At 72.8% G+C, this 14735-nt stretch carries 15 protein-coding genes; 9 read left to right on the forward strand and 6 right to left on the reverse strand.

The genetic code is table 11. From position 1 onward, the window contains the following. Nucleotides 1–75: 75 nt before the first annotated feature. Together O7553_RS03160 and O7553_RS03165 are read right to left on the reverse strand one after the other, a co-directional pair. Complete coding sequence (locus O7553_RS03160; RefSeq protein ID WP_281553386.1) at nucleotides 76–1476, reverse strand: glucose-6-phosphate dehydrogenase; 1401 nt, start codon at nucleotides 1474–1476, stop codon at nucleotides 76–78. Continuing rightward, entirely contained in the window at nucleotides 1473–3362 is a 1890-nt protein-coding gene (locus O7553_RS03165; protein WP_281553387.1) for a glycoside hydrolase family 15 protein, read from the reverse strand. The genes O7553_RS03160 and O7553_RS03165 overlap by 4 nt, the downstream gene beginning before the upstream one ends. A 386-nt stretch (nucleotides 3363–3748) precedes the next feature. Between O7553_RS03165 and O7553_RS03170 the strand changes: the two genes are divergently transcribed. The 5 genes from O7553_RS03170 (at nucleotide 3749) to nudC (ending at nucleotide 8795) form a co-directional block, all read left to right on the forward strand. Then, a complete protein-coding gene (locus O7553_RS03170; RefSeq protein ID WP_278167188.1) occupies nucleotides 3749–3946 on the forward strand; it encodes a hypothetical protein in 198 nt (65 codons plus the stop codon). A gap of 111 nt (nucleotides 3947–4057) precedes the next feature. Next, nucleotides 4058–5014 (forward strand): hypothetical protein, encoded by a 957-nt coding sequence (locus O7553_RS03175; RefSeq protein WP_281553388.1) that lies wholly within the window; start codon nucleotides 4058–4060, stop codon nucleotides 5012–5014. A gap of 46 nt (nucleotides 5015–5060) precedes the next feature. Further along, nucleotides 5061–6368, forward strand: coding sequence for a pitrilysin family protein (locus O7553_RS03180; protein ID WP_281553389.1), 1308 nt, complete (start codon nucleotides 5061–5063; stop codon nucleotides 6366–6368). Next, on the forward strand, nucleotides 6365–7747 hold the full coding sequence (locus O7553_RS03185) for a pitrilysin family protein (protein ID WP_281553390.1): 1383 nt from the start codon (nucleotides 6365–6367) through the stop codon (nucleotides 7745–7747). The genes O7553_RS03180 and O7553_RS03185 overlap by 4 nt, the downstream gene beginning before the upstream one ends. Nucleotides 7748–7817: 70 nt before the next feature. After that, nucleotides 7818–8795, forward strand: coding sequence for an NAD(+) diphosphatase (gene nudC / locus O7553_RS03190; protein WP_281555445.1), 978 nt, complete (start codon nucleotides 7818–7820; stop codon nucleotides 8793–8795). Between the two features lie 77 nt (nucleotides 8796–8872). Here nudC and O7553_RS03195 read toward each other — a convergent pair whose 3' ends face one another. The 4 genes from O7553_RS03195 to O7553_RS03210 all read right to left on the reverse strand — a co-directional run bounded on the left by O7553_RS03195 (nucleotide 8873) and on the right by O7553_RS03210 (nucleotide 11172). Then, complete coding sequence (locus tag O7553_RS03195) at nucleotides 8873–9112, reverse strand: hypothetical protein (protein WP_281553391.1); 240 nt, start codon at nucleotides 9110–9112, stop codon at nucleotides 8873–8875. 219 nt (nucleotides 9113–9331) lie between these two features. Then, nucleotides 9332–9568 (reverse strand): DUF397 domain-containing protein, encoded by a 237-nt coding sequence (locus tag O7553_RS03200; protein WP_281553392.1) that lies wholly within the window; start codon nucleotides 9566–9568, stop codon nucleotides 9332–9334. A 45-nt stretch (nucleotides 9569–9613) separates the two neighbouring features. Beyond that, nucleotides 9614–10765 (reverse strand): helix-turn-helix transcriptional regulator, encoded by a 1152-nt coding sequence (locus tag O7553_RS03205; protein WP_281553393.1) that lies wholly within the window; start codon nucleotides 10763–10765, stop codon nucleotides 9614–9616. Between the two features lie 161 nt (nucleotides 10766–10926). Continuing rightward, on the reverse strand, nucleotides 10927–11172 hold the full coding sequence (locus O7553_RS03210; RefSeq protein WP_281553394.1) for a mycoredoxin: 246 nt from the start codon (nucleotides 11170–11172) through the stop codon (nucleotides 10927–10929). A 161-nt stretch (nucleotides 11173–11333) separates the two neighbouring features. Here O7553_RS03210 and O7553_RS03215 point away from each other — a divergent pair, with 161 nt between their 5' ends. From O7553_RS03215 to O7553_RS03230, 4 genes are all read left to right on the forward strand, one after another. Beyond that, a complete protein-coding gene (locus tag O7553_RS03215; RefSeq protein ID WP_281555446.1) occupies nucleotides 11334–13538 on the forward strand; it encodes an ATP-dependent DNA helicase UvrD2 in 2205 nt (734 codons plus the stop codon). A 92-nt stretch (nucleotides 13539–13630) separates the two neighbouring features. Continuing rightward, nucleotides 13631–13957, forward strand: a complete 327-nt coding sequence (locus tag O7553_RS03220) for a hypothetical protein (RefSeq protein ID WP_281553395.1) — start codon at nucleotides 13631–13633, stop codon at nucleotides 13955–13957. A gap of 137 nt (nucleotides 13958–14094) precedes the next feature. Then, the gene (locus O7553_RS03225; protein WP_281553396.1) at nucleotides 14095–14499 is read left to right on the forward strand and encodes a WhiB family transcriptional regulator; all 405 of its coding nucleotides are present in this window, start codon (nucleotides 14095–14097) and stop codon (nucleotides 14497–14499) included. 85 nt (nucleotides 14500–14584) lie between these two features. Then, nucleotides 14585–14728, forward strand: a complete 144-nt coding sequence (locus O7553_RS03230; RefSeq protein WP_199757942.1) for a hypothetical protein — start codon at nucleotides 14585–14587, stop codon at nucleotides 14726–14728. Nucleotides 14729–14735 lie beyond the last annotated feature (7 nt).

Below are 14735 nucleotides of genomic sequence, written 5' to 3' on the forward strand. Positions count from 1 at the left end.
ACCCGGATCAGACCCGGACCGGGCCGGACCCAGATGCGGTCCGGCCCGCCCGGGAGCCGTACGCGGCCCGGCCGGTCAGGGCCGTGGGCCGGTGCTGCCGGCCGGATAGTCGCGCAGCGGTGTCCGACCCTGCGCCCAACCGGCCAGCACCGGTTCGATGATCCGCCAGCTCTCCTCGGCCTCCTGCGCCTGGGCGCTGAGCCGGGTGTCACCTTCGATGATGGCCAGCAGCAACTGCCCGTACGGGCTCGGTGCCTGCCGGGCCAGCTCGGTGACCATCTCGACCGGCTCCAGGTCGAACGGGTCGCCGATGCCGTTGACGTTGAGCCGCAGCGACATCCGGTCCGGGTCGAGCTGCAGCCGCAGCTCGTTGCACTGGCTGTCCCGGTCGGTAAAGATCGCGTGCGGCACGTCGGCGAACCGGATCACGATCTCGCGGCGGTCGGCGGCCAACGCCTTGCCGGTACGCAGCTTGAACGGCACCCCCGACCACCGCCAGTTGTCGATGTGGACGGTCAGTTCGGCGTACGTCTCGGTGTCCCGGGCCGGGTCGACCCCGGCACCGTCGACGTAGCTGGCCACCTTCCGCTCGCCGCGTCGGCCCTGGACCACCCCGGCGGTGTATCGGCCGCGTACCGTGCAGTCGGCCACGTCGGCGGCCCGGATCGGGCGGACCGCCCGCAGTACATCCAGTTTGCGCACCGCCAGGTCGGCCGGGTCGACGGTCAGCGGCGGCTCCATCGCCACCAGGGTCAGCAGCTGCAGCAGATGGTTCTGCACCATGTCGCGCAGCGCGCCGGCGTGGTCGTAGTAGCTGGACCGGCCTTCCGCGTCGACCGTCTCGTCGAAGACGATGTCGACCCCGGTGATGTGCGTGTTGCTCCACAGCGGCTCCAGCACCCGGTTGGCGAACCGCAGTCCGAGCAGGTTCAGCACGGTCTGCTTGGCCAGGAAGTGGTCGACCCGGAACACCCGGTCGTCCGGCAGCACCTGGTGCAGCACCGTGTTCAGCCGTCGGGCGCTGGCCAGGTCCTCGCCGAACGGCTTCTCCACCACCAGCCGGATGCCGGCCGGCAGGTCGCAGCGGCCCAGCGCGATCGCGACCGGCTCGAACAGCCGGTGCGGCAGGGCCAGGTAGACCACCACGGCGTCGTCGCCGTGACTGGCCCGCTCGCCGTCCCGGGCGATCTCCAGCGCCGTCGCCAGCACCTCCGGGTCGGTCACGTCACCGTGGACGTAGCTGGCCGACTCGGCGAGTTCGCTGCGGGCCCGGGTGGCCACCTCGGGGGCGTGCTCGCGCAGCGCGGCGCTCACCCGGTGCCGGAAGCCCCGGTCGTCGAGCTCGTCGCGGGCCACCCCGATCAGCCGCATCCCGTCCGCCGGCCGGTCCAGCTCGCGCAGCTGGGCCAAACCGGGCAACAGGTAACGGGTGGTGAGGTCGCCGGTGGCGCCGAGCACGATCACGTTCGCTGTCACGTCCGCATCCTTCCGTACCGGGCCAGGTTGACCGCGCTGCTGATCAGCCCGATGTGACTGAACGCCTGCGGGAAGTTTCCCAGGAAGGCGCCGGTCGCGGGGTCGATCTGCTCGGGGAGCAACCCGACGTGGTTGACCCGGCCGCAGAGCTGGTCGAACAGTTCGTGGGCCCGGTCCAGTTGGCCGCTGCCGGCCAGGTTGTCCACCCACCAGAAGGAGCAGAGCAGGAACGCTCCCTCTCCGCCGCCGACCCCGTCCGGCGACTCCTCGGGCAGGTAGCGGTAGAGCAGGTCGCCGCCGGCACCGAGGCGTTGTTGGACGGCGTCGACGGTGGCGACCATACGCGGATCGGCGGGGTCGACCACCCGGCGCAGCGGCAGGGCGAGCAGGCTCGCGTCGACGGTACCGGGCTGGCCGAGGTGCTCGGTGAAGTGCCCGTTGTCGTCGTCCCATGCCTCGGTCAGCAGCGCCGAGCGGATCTCCTCGGCCGCCCGCCGCCACTGCTCGACCTCGTCGCGCCGGCCGGTGGCGGTCGCCAGCCGGGCCATCCGGTCCGCCGCCACCTGGCACATCGCCACCGAATAGGTGAACGGGCGGCCCTCATGGCGGATCTCCCAGATGCCGTGGTCCGGGGTACGCCAGTGCTGCAACGCCGAGCGGCCCAGCCGGGTCAGCCGGGACCACCGCCGGTCGTCGACCGCGCCGCCGGCCCGGGCCCACTGCCAGGCGCAGTCGAGGATTTCGCCGTACACGTCGTGCTGGATCTGGTCGGCCGCCGCGTTGCCCCAGCGCACCGGCCGGGAACCGCGGTAGCCGGACAGGTCCGGGTCGATCCGTTCGGGGGCCGGCCGGGTGCCGTCCAGGGTGTAGAGCACGTGTGGTCGGCCGTCGCGGGTGCAGGCCTGCAGCACCCAGGACAGGAACGACTCGGCTTCGGCGGCCATCCCGACCCGACGCAGCGCGTAGACGGTGTACGCGGCGTCGCGTACCCAGGTGAACCGGTAGTCCCAGTTGCGGCGGCCGCCGATCGCCTCCGGCAGCGACGACGTGGGTGCGGCGACGACTGCCCCGCTGTCATGGTCGTCGCAGAGCTTGAGCGTGATGGCGCTGCGGCGGACCAGATCGGCGTGCCGGCCGGAGTAGTTGATCTGGCGGCTCCAGATCCGCCAGGCCGCAGCGGTGCGGTCCAGCGCGGCGGCGAGCTGATCGGCGTCGCGGTGCCGGGTCGGACCCTGCGCCCAGCGCAGCACCAGGCCGAGCCGGTCGCCGGCGGTCAACCGGATCCGGCCGGCCAGCCGGTCCAGGCCGGGTACCGGCCGGCTGGCGGTCAGCCGCAACCGGCCGCCGTCCCCGGCCAGGGACTCGATGCCGATCTCCTCGGCGGCGGGGGTGGTTCGTAGCCCACCCCGGCCGGTCAGTCCGATCTCCAGGTCGACCGTGCCGTCGATGACGGTGACCAGGCGGCCCAGCTCGCCGCAGGCCGCCCCGAGTTCGGTGTTGAGCGGCCGGTCGACGGCCGGTCCGGCCCCCTCGGCCGGCCCGTCGGACGCGGCGGCGATCAGCAGTGCGTCGCGGATCTCCAGGCGTCCGGTGGCGGTGTGCAGTTCGGTACGCAGTACGGCGGTGTCCGGCAGGTACTCCTGCCGGACGGCGCGCAGGCCGGCCGGCCGCAGCGTCCAGGCACCGCCCCGTTCGGCGTCGAGCAGTGTCGCGAACAGCGCCGGGCCGTCGAATCTCGGCAGGCAGAGCCACCGTACGGTGCCGTCCATGCCGACCAGCGCGGCGGTCTGGCCGTCGCCGATCAGGCCGTGGTCGGCGATGGCCGGGTAGCGGTCGGTGAGTTCGGGCACCGGCAGCGCTTTGATCTCCGCCAGATGGTCCGTCACGGGTGTCTCCTCCGCATGGTGGGTCCGTCAGGCACCACTCTCCCCGGTGAGCCGTACTGCCGAAAGGTAGGTGGTGCCGACAGGTACGCGGGTCCCTCTACCCGGTGCCGGACCGGTTGACGCCTGCGACGGATCCGCTGGCCGCGCCATCCGCCGGCCGTTCGTCGTCGCGGCCGGCCGCACGGTCTGTCAGAGCAGCCGGTGTCGACGGACAGTGACGCCGCACGGATGAGCAGGGTCGTCCGTACGGCCGGCGGGTTCCGCGAGACATCCACGCTTTTCGTCCGATGGCTGACTGCACGTCGCGCCCGCCACCGGGATCCTTTGGCTGGCGGACGAGGCACGGCCGCCGGGACGCGACCCCCGGGCAGAGAGGTCGGGTGGAGATGACAGCCGAGACCAGCGCGACGAGGGAGATCCTGCTCGTCGTCGGCGTCGCGATGCTCGGCGTGCTACTGGCCCTGGCCTCTGTCGTCACTCCCTGGTACACCGGTCCGACCGCCGGCGCCGGGCCGGTCGTCGTCGAACTGCATGCACCCGACCCGCCGGTACGGTCCACCGACATCGAAGCGGCCCCGCGCTGATCCGCGTCCAGGCGGCCCCGCGCTGATCCGGCGGCGCGGTGTCGGCACGCCGGGGCCGCACCGGTCGGGGCGCTGCCGGTTTTCCCGCCGACGAGTGCTTCACTAAGGGAGATGTCTCATCCGCCGCCGTCTGACCGGGCAACGTCCGGCACCGCCGTGGACTGGTCCGCCGGGCCGGTCACCCGGTCGGGCCGCCCGTACCCGGCCGCCGGTGCCGACGCGGGCCCGCCCACCGGGCCGCCGACCGGCCCAGGCGTCGGGTCGGGGCGGCCGCCGACTGACCCAGGGCGCGGCGGGCGGGACGGGGTGCGGCTGTGGTGGTTCGGCGGTGCCGCAGCCGTGGTGCTCGCCGGTGGACTGGTCGCCGTGCTGGTGCTGGTGCTCAGCGGCAACCCGGACCCGTTCGGCAGCCCGGATCTGCCGCCGGACGTCCGGCCGCCGCTGGCCCAGCTCTGCCCCGGACCCACCGGAGGCCCCGGCGGGCAGCCCACGCCGGCGGACCCGACACCGGGCCCGACACTGGGCCCCGCGCTGCCCGAACCGACCGGGCCACGCACCGTCGACCCGGACGCCGGGATCTCCTACACCGAGTACGGCGAACCGTGGCGGCCGTGGTCGACGGTGTGGAACGCCGGGGCGCTGCAGGTGCCGTACAAGGTGGGGCAGCATTTCGTGACCGAGGCGGACTACAACGGGTTCAGCGACTACCACGCCTCGATCCTGTCCGCCGCCGTGCCGGCCGCCGACAACGACGCGCTCTCCCTCGACCTGGAGTGCGTCGGCCGGCAGGTGGCCGCCGACGTCCGCGCCGAGTACTACCCGCAGCCCAACCGGATGGACCTGATCCGCGACGAGCGGACCCCGATCGGTGGGCGACCCGCCTGGCTGACGGTGTTCCGGCTGCACTTCACCCAGCCCGGCCTGCAGGCCACCGACGAACTGGTGGCGGTGGCGTGTATCGACGTCGGACGCCCGACCGCGGCGGTGCTGTTCGTCTCCATCCCCGGCACCCACCGCGAGCTCGACTGGGTGGTCGACGACCTGTACGCATCCGTACGTGTCGAATGATCCGGCGGTGCACCGAGGACTGTCGCCGACAGGTTAGGGTCGGTCCGTGGCGCGTAAAGTGCGGATCCCGGCGACCGCGTACCCGGTGGAGCGGTTCACCCTCCCCAACGGCCTGCGGGTGGTCCTGGCGCCCGACCGCAGCGCGCCGGTGGTCGGCGTCGCGGTCGTCTACGACGTCGGGATCCGGTCCGAACCACCGGGGCGTACCGGGTTCGCGCATCTGTTCGAGCATCTGATGTTCCAGGGTTCGGCGAACCTGGAGAAGCTGGCGCACTTCCGCCACGTGCAGGGCTCCGGCGGCACCTTCAACGGCAGCACCCACCTGGACTACACCGACTACTACGAGGTGCTGCCGAGCAACGCGTTGGAGCGGGCGCTGTTCCTGGAGGCCGACCGGATGCGTGGTCCGCAGTTGACCGAGGAGAACCTGCGCAACCAGGTCGACGTGGTCAAGGAGGAGATCCGGGTCAACGTGCTCAACCGGCCGTACGGTGGGTTTCCCTGGCTGCGGCTGCCGCCCGTGCTGTTCGACACCTTCCCCAACGCGCACGACGGCTACGGTTCCTTCGAGGATCTGGACAGCGCCACCGTCGGTGAGGCCGCCGAGTTCTTCACCCGCTACTACGCCAGCGGCAACGCGGTGCTCGCCGTCGCCGGGGACTTCGATGTCACCGCCGCGACCGGGCTGATCGAGCGGCACTTCGGAGACGTGCCGGCCCGGCCGGCGCCGGCCCGGCCCAGCTTTGCCGAGCCGGACCTGACCACCGAGCGGCGTACCGCGTACCCCGATCCGCTGGCTCCGCTGCCGGCGGTGGCCGCCGCCTGGCGGGTGCCGGACCCGGTCGACGACCTGGCCGGCTACCTGCCGTACGTGGTGCTCGCCGAGGTGCTCACCGACGGTGACGCGGCCCGGCTGGTGGAGCGACTGGTGCGTGGCGACCGTACGGTGACCAGCCTCGGCGGCTACTTGTCGTTCGAGGGGGAGCCGTTCGACGTACGGGACCCGTCGGCGTTGGTCCTGCAGGCGCATCTGCCGCCCGGCGGCGACGTCGACAAGGTGCTCGGCGCGGTCGACGAGGAGCTCGACCGGCTGGCCGTCGACGGCTTCGCCCGGGGCGAACTGGCCCGGGTGCAGGCCCGGATGGCCACCCACCTGCTGCGCGACACCGACGCGGTGCTCGGCCGAGGGCTGCGGATGGCGGTGCTGGAGCAGCAGCGGGGCACCCCCGAGCTGCTCAACGAGTTGCCGCGGATGCTCGGCACGGTCACCGAGACACAGGTCCGTGCGGCCGCCGCCACCCTGCGCCCGCACCGGCGCGCCACGATCGAGGTCGTCCCCGGAGGAGCCCAGTGACCGCCGCCCCCACCCGGAGGCCGTTGCCGCCGCTCGGACCGACCCGTCGACCGCCGTTGCCCAAGGTTGCCGAGCGGACGCTGGACAACGGGCTACGGGTGATCGCCATCCGCCGGCCGTCGGTGCCGCTGGTGGAGATCCGGCTCCGGGTGCCGTTCGCGCGGGCCCCGCTGGCCAGGGCGACGGTGCTGTCGCAGACCCTGTTCTCCGGCACCGTCGACCGGTCCGGCGTGGAGCTGGCCGCCGAGTTGCAGGCGGTCGGCGGTGGCCTGTCCGCCGGGGTGGACGCCGACCGGCTGCTGGTCGCCGGCGCCGGGCTGGTCACCGGGCTGCGGCGGATGCTCGAACTGCTCGGCGAGGTGCTGACCGGGGCGACGTACCCGGCTGGCGAGGTGGCGATCGAGCGGGCCCGGCTGGCCGACCGGATCCAGGTGGCGCTGAGCCAGCCGGCGCACCTGGCCCGCGCCGCGCTGTCCCGGCGGATGTTCGGCCGTCACCCGTACGCCGAGTCGGTTCCCGGGGTGGACCAGGTCCGCGCCGTCCGGCCGGCCGGGCTGCGCGCTCTGCACGCCGACCGGGTCCGGCCGACCGGGGCGCACCTGGTGCTGGTCGGCGACGTGTCACCTGCCCGGGCGTTGGACACCGCGGAGCGGGTGCTCGGCGACTGGCCGGCCGGCGGCCGGCAGTTGACGCTGCCGATGGCGCCCGCGCCGCGCCCGGCCCCGCTGCTGCTGGTCGACCGGCCCGGCTCGGTGCAGTCGTCGATGCGGATCGCGTTGCCAGCGGTGGACCGGCGGCACCCGGACCACGCCGCCCTGCAGCTGGCCAACATGGTGTTCGGCGGCTACTTCTCGTCCCGCTGGGTGGAGAACATCCGCGAGGACAAGGGCTACAGCTACGGCCCGTACTCGATGGTTGAACATTCGGTGGCCGGATCGGTGCTGCTGCTCGCCGCCGACGTGGCGACCGAGGTGACCGCGCCCGCGTTGCTGGAGACCCTGCACGAGCTCGGCCGGCTCGCGGTGCTGCCGCCCGACGACGACGAGCTCGAACAGGCCCGGCAGTACGCGGTCGGCAGCCTGCAGCTGGGCATGTCGACGCAGGCCGGGTTGGCCGGGGTGGCCAGCACCTACGCCGGGTTCGGCCTGCCGTTGGATTTTCTCGCCGAGCACACCGCGCGGCTCGCCTCGGCGACCCGTGACGAGGTGGCGGCCGCCGCGACCCGCTATCTGGCACCGGCGCTGGCGATGGGGGTGGTGCTCGGCGACGTCGCGCGGATCGCCGGTCCGGTCGCCGCGTTGACCGAGGTCGAAACGTCCGACGCGTCGGTCACCGGCGTAGTCGGGCCTGGTGCGGCAGCGCCCGATGTCGCCGGGTGACACCTCCGTCGGGCCGACCGCCGGTACGCAGCCGACCGTCGGTACACAACCGTCGCTGGCCCGCGCCGCGATGGACCGGGCAGCGCCGTACCGCCGGGATCCGCAGTGGTTGGCGCGGGCCTGGCCACGTTCGCTGGTGCTGGTGGTGGACGGCGCGGCCGGTGGCCGGGCGCTGGTGCGCGACGGCGCCGACGGGACCACCCTGGTGCTGGTGCGCCCGGACCAGGCACCGGCCGTCGAGGTCACCGACCGCATTTTCATCGGTACGGTCGACGACGGCACCCCGGTCTTCGCGGTCGACGCGGCACTACCGTCGTCCGTACCGCCGTCGTCCGTACTGTCCTCGTCCGTGGCGGTGCCGTCCGTGGCTGACCCGGGCCTGCGGTCGGTGACTGTCCGGGAGGTCGGCCATCTGCTGCCGGACCGCGACGCCGGGCTGTTCACCACCGCTGCGGCGATGGTCAGCTGGCACGCCCGGCACCGCTACTCGGCGTCGTCGGGGCTGCCGACCCGGGCAACCGATGGTGGCTGGTCACGCGTCGACGACACCGGTACGCGGAGCTGGCCACGGACCGATCCGGCGGTGATCGTGCTGTTGACCGACGGCGGTCCCGGCCCGGACGGGAGGTGTCTGCTGGCCAACCACCACGCCCGGCGCGGCGACGGGCCCGACCGGCTCTACTCCTGCCTGGCCGGGTTCGTGGAGCCCGGCGAGTCGGCCGAGTCGGCGGTCGCCCGTGAGGTGGCCGAGGAGGTGGGTCTGACGCTGACTGCGATGCGGTACGTCGGCAGCCAGTCCTGGCCGTTCCCGGGCACCCTGATGCTGGGCTACCTCGGCCGGGTCGACCCGGAGCAGCCGCTGCGGCCGGACCCGGAGGAGATCATCCGGGCGCGCTGGTTCACCCGGGCCGAGGTGGCCGCCGGGCTGGCGGGTGAGCGGCTCGACTCCGGCGACGGGTACCCGGTCCGGTTCGCGCCGCCGGCGTCGATCGCGGCGTTCCTGATCCGCAGCTGGGTGGCGGAGACCGCGCCGGACCCCGGCCGGTGACCGCCGTGCCGGACTCCGCCGTGCCGGACCTCGCCGGGTGGGTGCCGGTCCGTGGGTGCCGGTCCGGTGGGTGCCGGTCAGCGGATGGGCGGGACCGGCACTACCTTCACCCGTTGCCGGCCGGAGCGGACCGGCCCGACGGTGGACAGTGCGCGGGCCAGGTGCATGGCCGCTTCGAGGTTCTCCGCACAGACCGTCTGCCGGCGCGGCTCGGGTGTGGTCCGCTCGTCGCGAATGCGCTGGCCGGTGCGGACCGCGGTGATGAGTTCGTCGTGTGCCACCGCGCGGATCTCCGTGCGGACGATCAGGTATCGCATGAACGACTCCGAGCAACCGGTGACCTGGGTGGTGGGACGGCCGATGGCTCAGGTCGGACAGGCTCCTGCTGGAAATTCCATCGGTTGTCTCCGCAGGAGGAGAACCCGCTGCGGTGGCCGGTCAAACCTGACGAACGGATCGATCCTGATGTCCGTTCGGTCGAGCCGGGTCGGGGTGGCGTCGGCCACCCGGCTCGACCTGCCCTGCGGTGCCGGCGGTCAGATCAGGTCGAACTCGCCGTCCTTGGCGCTGTCGATGAAGTCACGCCAGGTGGTGCGGTCGAACGACAGCACCGGCCCGCTGCGGTCCTTGCTGTCGCGCATCAGCACCGGTGCGCGGTGACCCGCCATCGCCCCGACCTCGACGCAGTTGGTGCTCTGGCTGCGGCTGCTCTTGCGCCAGGCGGGCGGGGTCGGACCGGGGACGTGCACGCTGGACTGATCTGCTGGGTTCATTCCTGCTCCTTGCTGGTCAAACGGACCGGGCGGGCGGACCGTCGGTCAGTCCGGGATCGCCTGGCCGGTCCGGCGCGTGGTCCGCTCGTGCGGTCCACGCTGGATCGGCGGCCCGGCCGGTCGGCCGGGGCCTGCCCCGCCCGCGGCGGGCGGGGACAGCGGGGCAGGGGTGGTGGGGGAGGAGGGGGCGGTGCCGTCTGGTACGGAGTCGAGCTCGGTGGCGCCGGCGGCGACGTGCCGGGCCACGGCGTCGCTGAGCCAGTCGATCGACTCCTGCGGGCTGCGGGCGGCCTCGCAGAGCCAGTCGAAGACCTGGCCGTACCGTTCGAGCACCGGCACGTCGTTGACGATCATGTCGGCGGCGAGCGTCTCGACCGCCACCGCGCTCAGGTCCTCCGGGTCGGCGAAGTGGTAGATCGAGAACGCGGTCTCCGACAGGTACCAGGAGGCCACGGTGGCGTTCGGTGGCAGCACCCGCAGGGTGACGTTGGGCAGCTGCGCCATGGTGAGCAGATGTTTCAGCTGCGCCACCATCACGTCGGGCGGGCCGCAGCGCAGGCTGACCGCCGCCTCCTCCAGCACTGCGGTGTACTTCGGCGCCCCGTTCTCGCGCAGCAGCATCGACTGCCGGGACTGCCTGGCCGCGACCTCGGTGTCCGGGTCGTCGGCGTTGCGCTTCTGGCCGGCGGTCCGGTGGTTGGTCGCCTTCTGCAGGATCGTCCGGCGTCCGGTGGCCCGCTCGTCGACCATCTCCACCAGCGGGCGCGCCGAGAGGATGCGCACCTTCGCGTAGGCGGAGGTCTGCAGCAGGCCCGGGATGATCACCGCGCCGTACTCCTGGATCTCGGTGCAACCAGCCTCCAGCTCGGCGTACGCCCGTTGGAGGCTGGTCATCACCGCGTACGAGCTGAGAAAGGCTCGGGTGTTGCCGGCGTCGCGAGCGATGCCGACCAGATCATCGCGTTCGGAGCCGGTCACGCCGTACAGGTCGAGCAGGTCCATCACGTCGCCGACCCCCGGCCGACTGCGCCCGTTCTCGAGCCGGGAGAGCTTGGACGCGGACGCCCACTTCACTCTTTCGATCACCTGCTCACCGGTCAGTCCGGCGTGTTCCCGCAGCCGCCTCAGCTCGCTGCCGAGGCGGCGACGACGCAGGTTCGGGCTCGGTATGGGCTGCTCGGGCTCCTCGGGCTGCACCGGAAACCACCCCCGATCCGTTTGGTGACCGCCAATGTCGCGGCGATGTGGGTCACGGCCCGAAACAGTATGGCCCGATTGCTGCCTCGGTGGGGTCCTCTGGTGGGCGTGTTAGCCAAATGCGATGTTGTGCACGGCGGCGGACGGACCGTGAGTGCGACTCAGCTCGCCGCGAGGTCGCTGAGCCGCTGCCGAACCTGAACGATACTCGGGTTCGTCAATGCCGAACCGTCCGGGAAACGGACCGTCGGTACCGTCTGATTGCCGCCGTTGACCCCCATCACGTACGCGGCCGCCTCGGCGTCCTGCTCGATGTCAACCACCTCGTAGGGAATCCGCTCCCGGTCGAACTGCGACTTGAGCCGGTGACAGTAGCCGCACCAACTGGTCGAATACATGGTCAACATCTGCAGGTCCTCCGCGGTCGTCGGGCCACGGCGGGCACTCGCCCGCCGGGTCGCCGGCCCCGGGCGGTGCCGGGGCGCAGTAGTTCCGGCCCGGGCGGCACCCGGGCTAGCCGGTGCAACGTCGCGCGAGGCTGCGATGATTCCTACCCGTGGCGGCCGACATCAACTCAGACCCAGGACCAGGCCGAGTGCTGAGCGGGCTGGACCCGGAGCAGCGTACGGCGGTGACCGCTCCGCCGGTGCCGGTCTGCATCCTGGCCGGTGCCGGCACCGGGAAGACCCGGGCGATCACCAGCCGGATCGCCTACCGGGTGCTCTCCGGCGAGATCGCCGCCCGGCACGTACTGGCGGTCACCTTCACCGCGCGGGCCGCTGCCGAGATGCGGGCCCGCCTCGGCGCGCTGCACGTGGGCGGGGTGCAGGCGCGGACGTTCCACGCCGCGGCGCTGCGCCAGGTCCGCTACTTCGCGCCCCGGCTGCTCGGCGGCCGGGAGATGCCGGAGCTGCTGGACAGCAAGGTCCGGCTGGTCATCCTCGCCGCTGGTCGGGTCGGGGTGCGCACCGACCGGGCCGCCGCCCGGGACCTGGCCGGTGAGATCGAGTGGGCGAAGTCGGCGATGGTGGAGCCGTCCGAGTACGCCGTCGCGGCGGCGAAGGCGCTGCGGGAGACTCCGCACGAGCCGGCCAAGGTGGCCGAGGTGTACGCCGGGTACGAGCAGATCAAGCGCGGCAACGGCGTGATCGACTTCGAGGACGTGCTGCGGGCGGCGATCTGGGGCATCGAGGAGCACCCGGACGTCGCCGAGCAGGTCCGGGCCCAGTACCGGCACTTCGTGGTGGACGAGTACCAGGACGTCAACCCGTTGCAGCAACGGCTGCTCGACGCCTGGCTGGGGGAGCGGGACGACCTGACCGTGGTCGGCGACGCGAGCCAGACGATCTACTCGTTCACCGGCGCCACGTCGGCGTACCTGGTCGACTTCGCCCGTCGGCGCCGGGAGGCGGTGGTGGTGCGACTGGTCCGCGACTACCGGTCGACGCCGCAGGTGGTGGGCCTGGCCAACACGGTGATCAGGCAGGCCAAGGGCACCGAGGCCCGGCTGCGGCTGGAGCTGGTCGGCCAGCGCGAGCCCGGCCCGGAGCCGGACGTGCGGATCTTCACCGACGAGCCGGCCGAGGCGGCGGCGGTCGCGGCGCGCTGCGCCGAGCTGATCGCGGCGGGTACGCCGGCCGCCGAGATCGCCGTGCTGTTCCGGACCAACGCCCAGTCCGAGGCGTACGAGAAGGCCCTCGCCGAGGCGGCGGTGCCGTACGTGGTGCAGGGCGCGGAGCGGTTCTTCGAACGCGCCGAGATCCGGCAGGCGATGGTCGCGCTGCGCTCGGCGGTCCGGTCGACGCCCGGGGAGACCCCGTTGGTCGAGGCGGTCACCGCCGGGCTCGCCGCGGTGGGTTGGACCCCGGACCAGCCGCCGCCCGGCGGGGCGGCGCGGGAACGCTGGGAGGCGCTCGCTGCGTTGGTCCAGCTGGCCGAGGAGTTCGGCGCCCAACCGGTGCTGGTGCCGGTGGGGGAGGCGGCGGTCAGCGAACGCCCGGTCCCGCTCGCCGACTTCTGCGCCGAGCTGCAGCGGCGGGCGGCGGCGCAGCACGTGCCGACCGTCGCCGGAGTCACCCTCGCCTCCCTGCACTCGGCCAAGGGCCTGGAGTGGGACGCGGTCTTCCTGGTCGGGCTCGCCGACGGGACACTGCCCACTACGTACGCCCGCACGGCCGAGCAGCTGGAGGAGGAGCGCCGGCTGCTCTACGTCGGGGTGACCCGGGCCCGGCAGTGGCTGTGGCTGTCCTACGGTGCCGCCCGGTCGCCGGGCGGGCGGACCCGCCGGCCCTGCCGGTTCCTGCCGCAGCTGGACCGCTCGGGCGGTGGTGCCGGCGGTGCTCGGCGCGGCGGTCCGGGGGCGGGCCGCTCCGGCGAGCGCCGACGCGGCCAGCCGGTCTCCTGCCGGGTCTGTGGGACCACGTTGCTGGCCGGCGTCGACCGCAAGCTGGGCCGGTGCGCCACCTGTCCGTCGGATCTGGACGAGGATCTGCTGGACCGGCTGCGGGCGTGGCGGTCGCGGGTTTCCGGCGACCAGCGGGTGCCGGCGTACGTGGTGTTCACCGACGCGACCCTGCTGGCGATCGCCGAGCGGCGGCCCGGCAGCGACGCCGAGTTGCTGGCGATCGCCGGGATCGGCCCCCGCAAGCTGGGACTCTACGGTCCGTCGGTGCACGCTCTGGTGGGCGGTGCGGCCGTAGATGATCTTGACTGGCAAAAAAGTTCGGAATCCGACCCGGAAAATGGTTTGCCCCCGGCGTCGCAAGAGGCTTAGCCTCAGGTCACACCTCGCGAGCAGTGGGCGTTCTCGCTGCTCCGTCGGGGTGGAGGGTTTTTCGTGACGAGTCCAGGCAGGAGGTGACGACGGTGCTGAGCTACGAGACTTCCACGCTGTCGACGCTGACCGCTGCCTGCGCTCCGACGGTCGGTGGCTATCTGGCCGCCGTCGCGCCCATCGGTCACTCGGCAGTGGCGCACCAGGACCAGATCCAAATCCAGGTCGAGCAGCACCGCACGGTCACCGGGTGGGCTGGCGTCGATCAGGGCTGGCTCCGGCTCCTGGGTGCGTCCGTAGTCGCCACGACCAATGGCACCAGCAGCTCCGAAGGCAGCGTTCGCACCACCATCCCGGCGGCCAAGAAGCCGTTCATGGATGCTGCCCGCGGTGTTCCCCCTCGAGGAAGGCCGGTCTGACACCAGACCACACCGGCTCACCTCGAGGCCGCGGAACCCGCAACCGGGATCCGCGGCCTTAGTTTTTGCCGCCGCACAGGTACGAGCAAGTCGGAAGCGATCCACGAGATCGAAGCGAAGAAAGAGGTGACCGGGCGATGAGTCTGGCGTTTGCCACTCTCGACCGCAGCGACTACCAGCCGGGGTGCCGGCCGGCCGCAACGGGCCAGCCGGACGTCGTGGCGGAGCTGCCGTGCCGGAAGTTCGACCCTGACCTGTGGTTCTCCGACTCCCCGACGGAGCTGGAGCTGGCCAAGTCGCTCTGCGTGGACTGCCCGCTGCGGGTGGAGTGCCTCGCCGGGGCGATCGAGCGGGCCGAGCCGTGGGGCGTCTGGGGCGGCGAGATCTTCGAGCGGGGGGCGGTCGTGCCGCGTAAGCGGCCCCGCGGCCGGCCACGCAAGGAGGACCTGGCCCGTGACGCCGCCCTGCGGGGCGAAGTCGAGGCACGCATGGCGGCCAACGGCGTCGTCGGTGCCCGCGGCACCGTCCGGCTGGCGGCCTGACATGCATCGGATCACGACGAGCACCGGCCGGGCGCCGGCACAGACCACCCACACCGCAGCACCGACCATCACAGGAGAAACCGTCATGCACTTGCTCTACGAGGCGCTCTCCCGGGCGCGAATGCAACCGCCTCAGGCCGGCACCGCGCGTACTGAGGCACCCCGATCCGCCCGCACCGTCGCCATGCAGGCCCGGCACCTCTGGGCCCGCAGCCTGAGCGGGCGCTGACCGAGCC

The sequence above is a fragment of the Solwaraspora sp. WMMA2059 genome, from assembly GCF_027497315.1.
In the GTDB taxonomy this organism is placed as follows: domain Bacteria; phylum Actinomycetota; class Actinomycetes; order Mycobacteriales; family Micromonosporaceae; genus Micromonospora_E.

Excerpts from the sequence above, each read along its gene's own strand:
- O7553_RS03170 (WP_278167188.1), top strand. The coding sequence starts at position 3,749 with ATGACAGCCGAGACCAGCGCGACGAGGGAGATCCTGCTCGTCGTCGGC.
- O7553_RS03175 (WP_281553388.1), top strand. The coding sequence starts at position 4,058 with ATGTCTCATCCGCCGCCGTCTGACCGGGCAACGTCCGGCACCGCCGTG.
- nudC (WP_281555445.1), top strand. The coding sequence starts at position 7,818 with ATGGACCGGGCAGCGCCGTACCGCCGGGATCCGCAGTGGTTGGCGCGG.
- O7553_RS03195 (WP_281553391.1), bottom strand. The coding sequence starts at position 9,112 with ATGCGATACCTGATCGTCCGCACGGAGATCCGCGCGGTGGCACACGAC.
- O7553_RS03200 (WP_281553392.1), bottom strand. The coding sequence starts at position 9,568 with ATGAACCCAGCAGATCAGTCCAGCGTGCACGTCCCCGGTCCGACCCCG.
- O7553_RS03210 (WP_281553394.1), bottom strand. The coding sequence starts at position 11,172 with ATGTTGACCATGTATTCGACCAGTTGGTGCGGCTACTGTCACCGGCTC.
- O7553_RS03225 (WP_281553396.1), top strand. The coding sequence starts at position 14,095 with ATGAGTCTGGCGTTTGCCACTCTCGACCGCAGCGACTACCAGCCGGGG.
- O7553_RS03230 (WP_199757942.1), top strand. The coding sequence starts at position 14,585 with ATGCACTTGCTCTACGAGGCGCTCTCCCGGGCGCGAATGCAACCGCCT.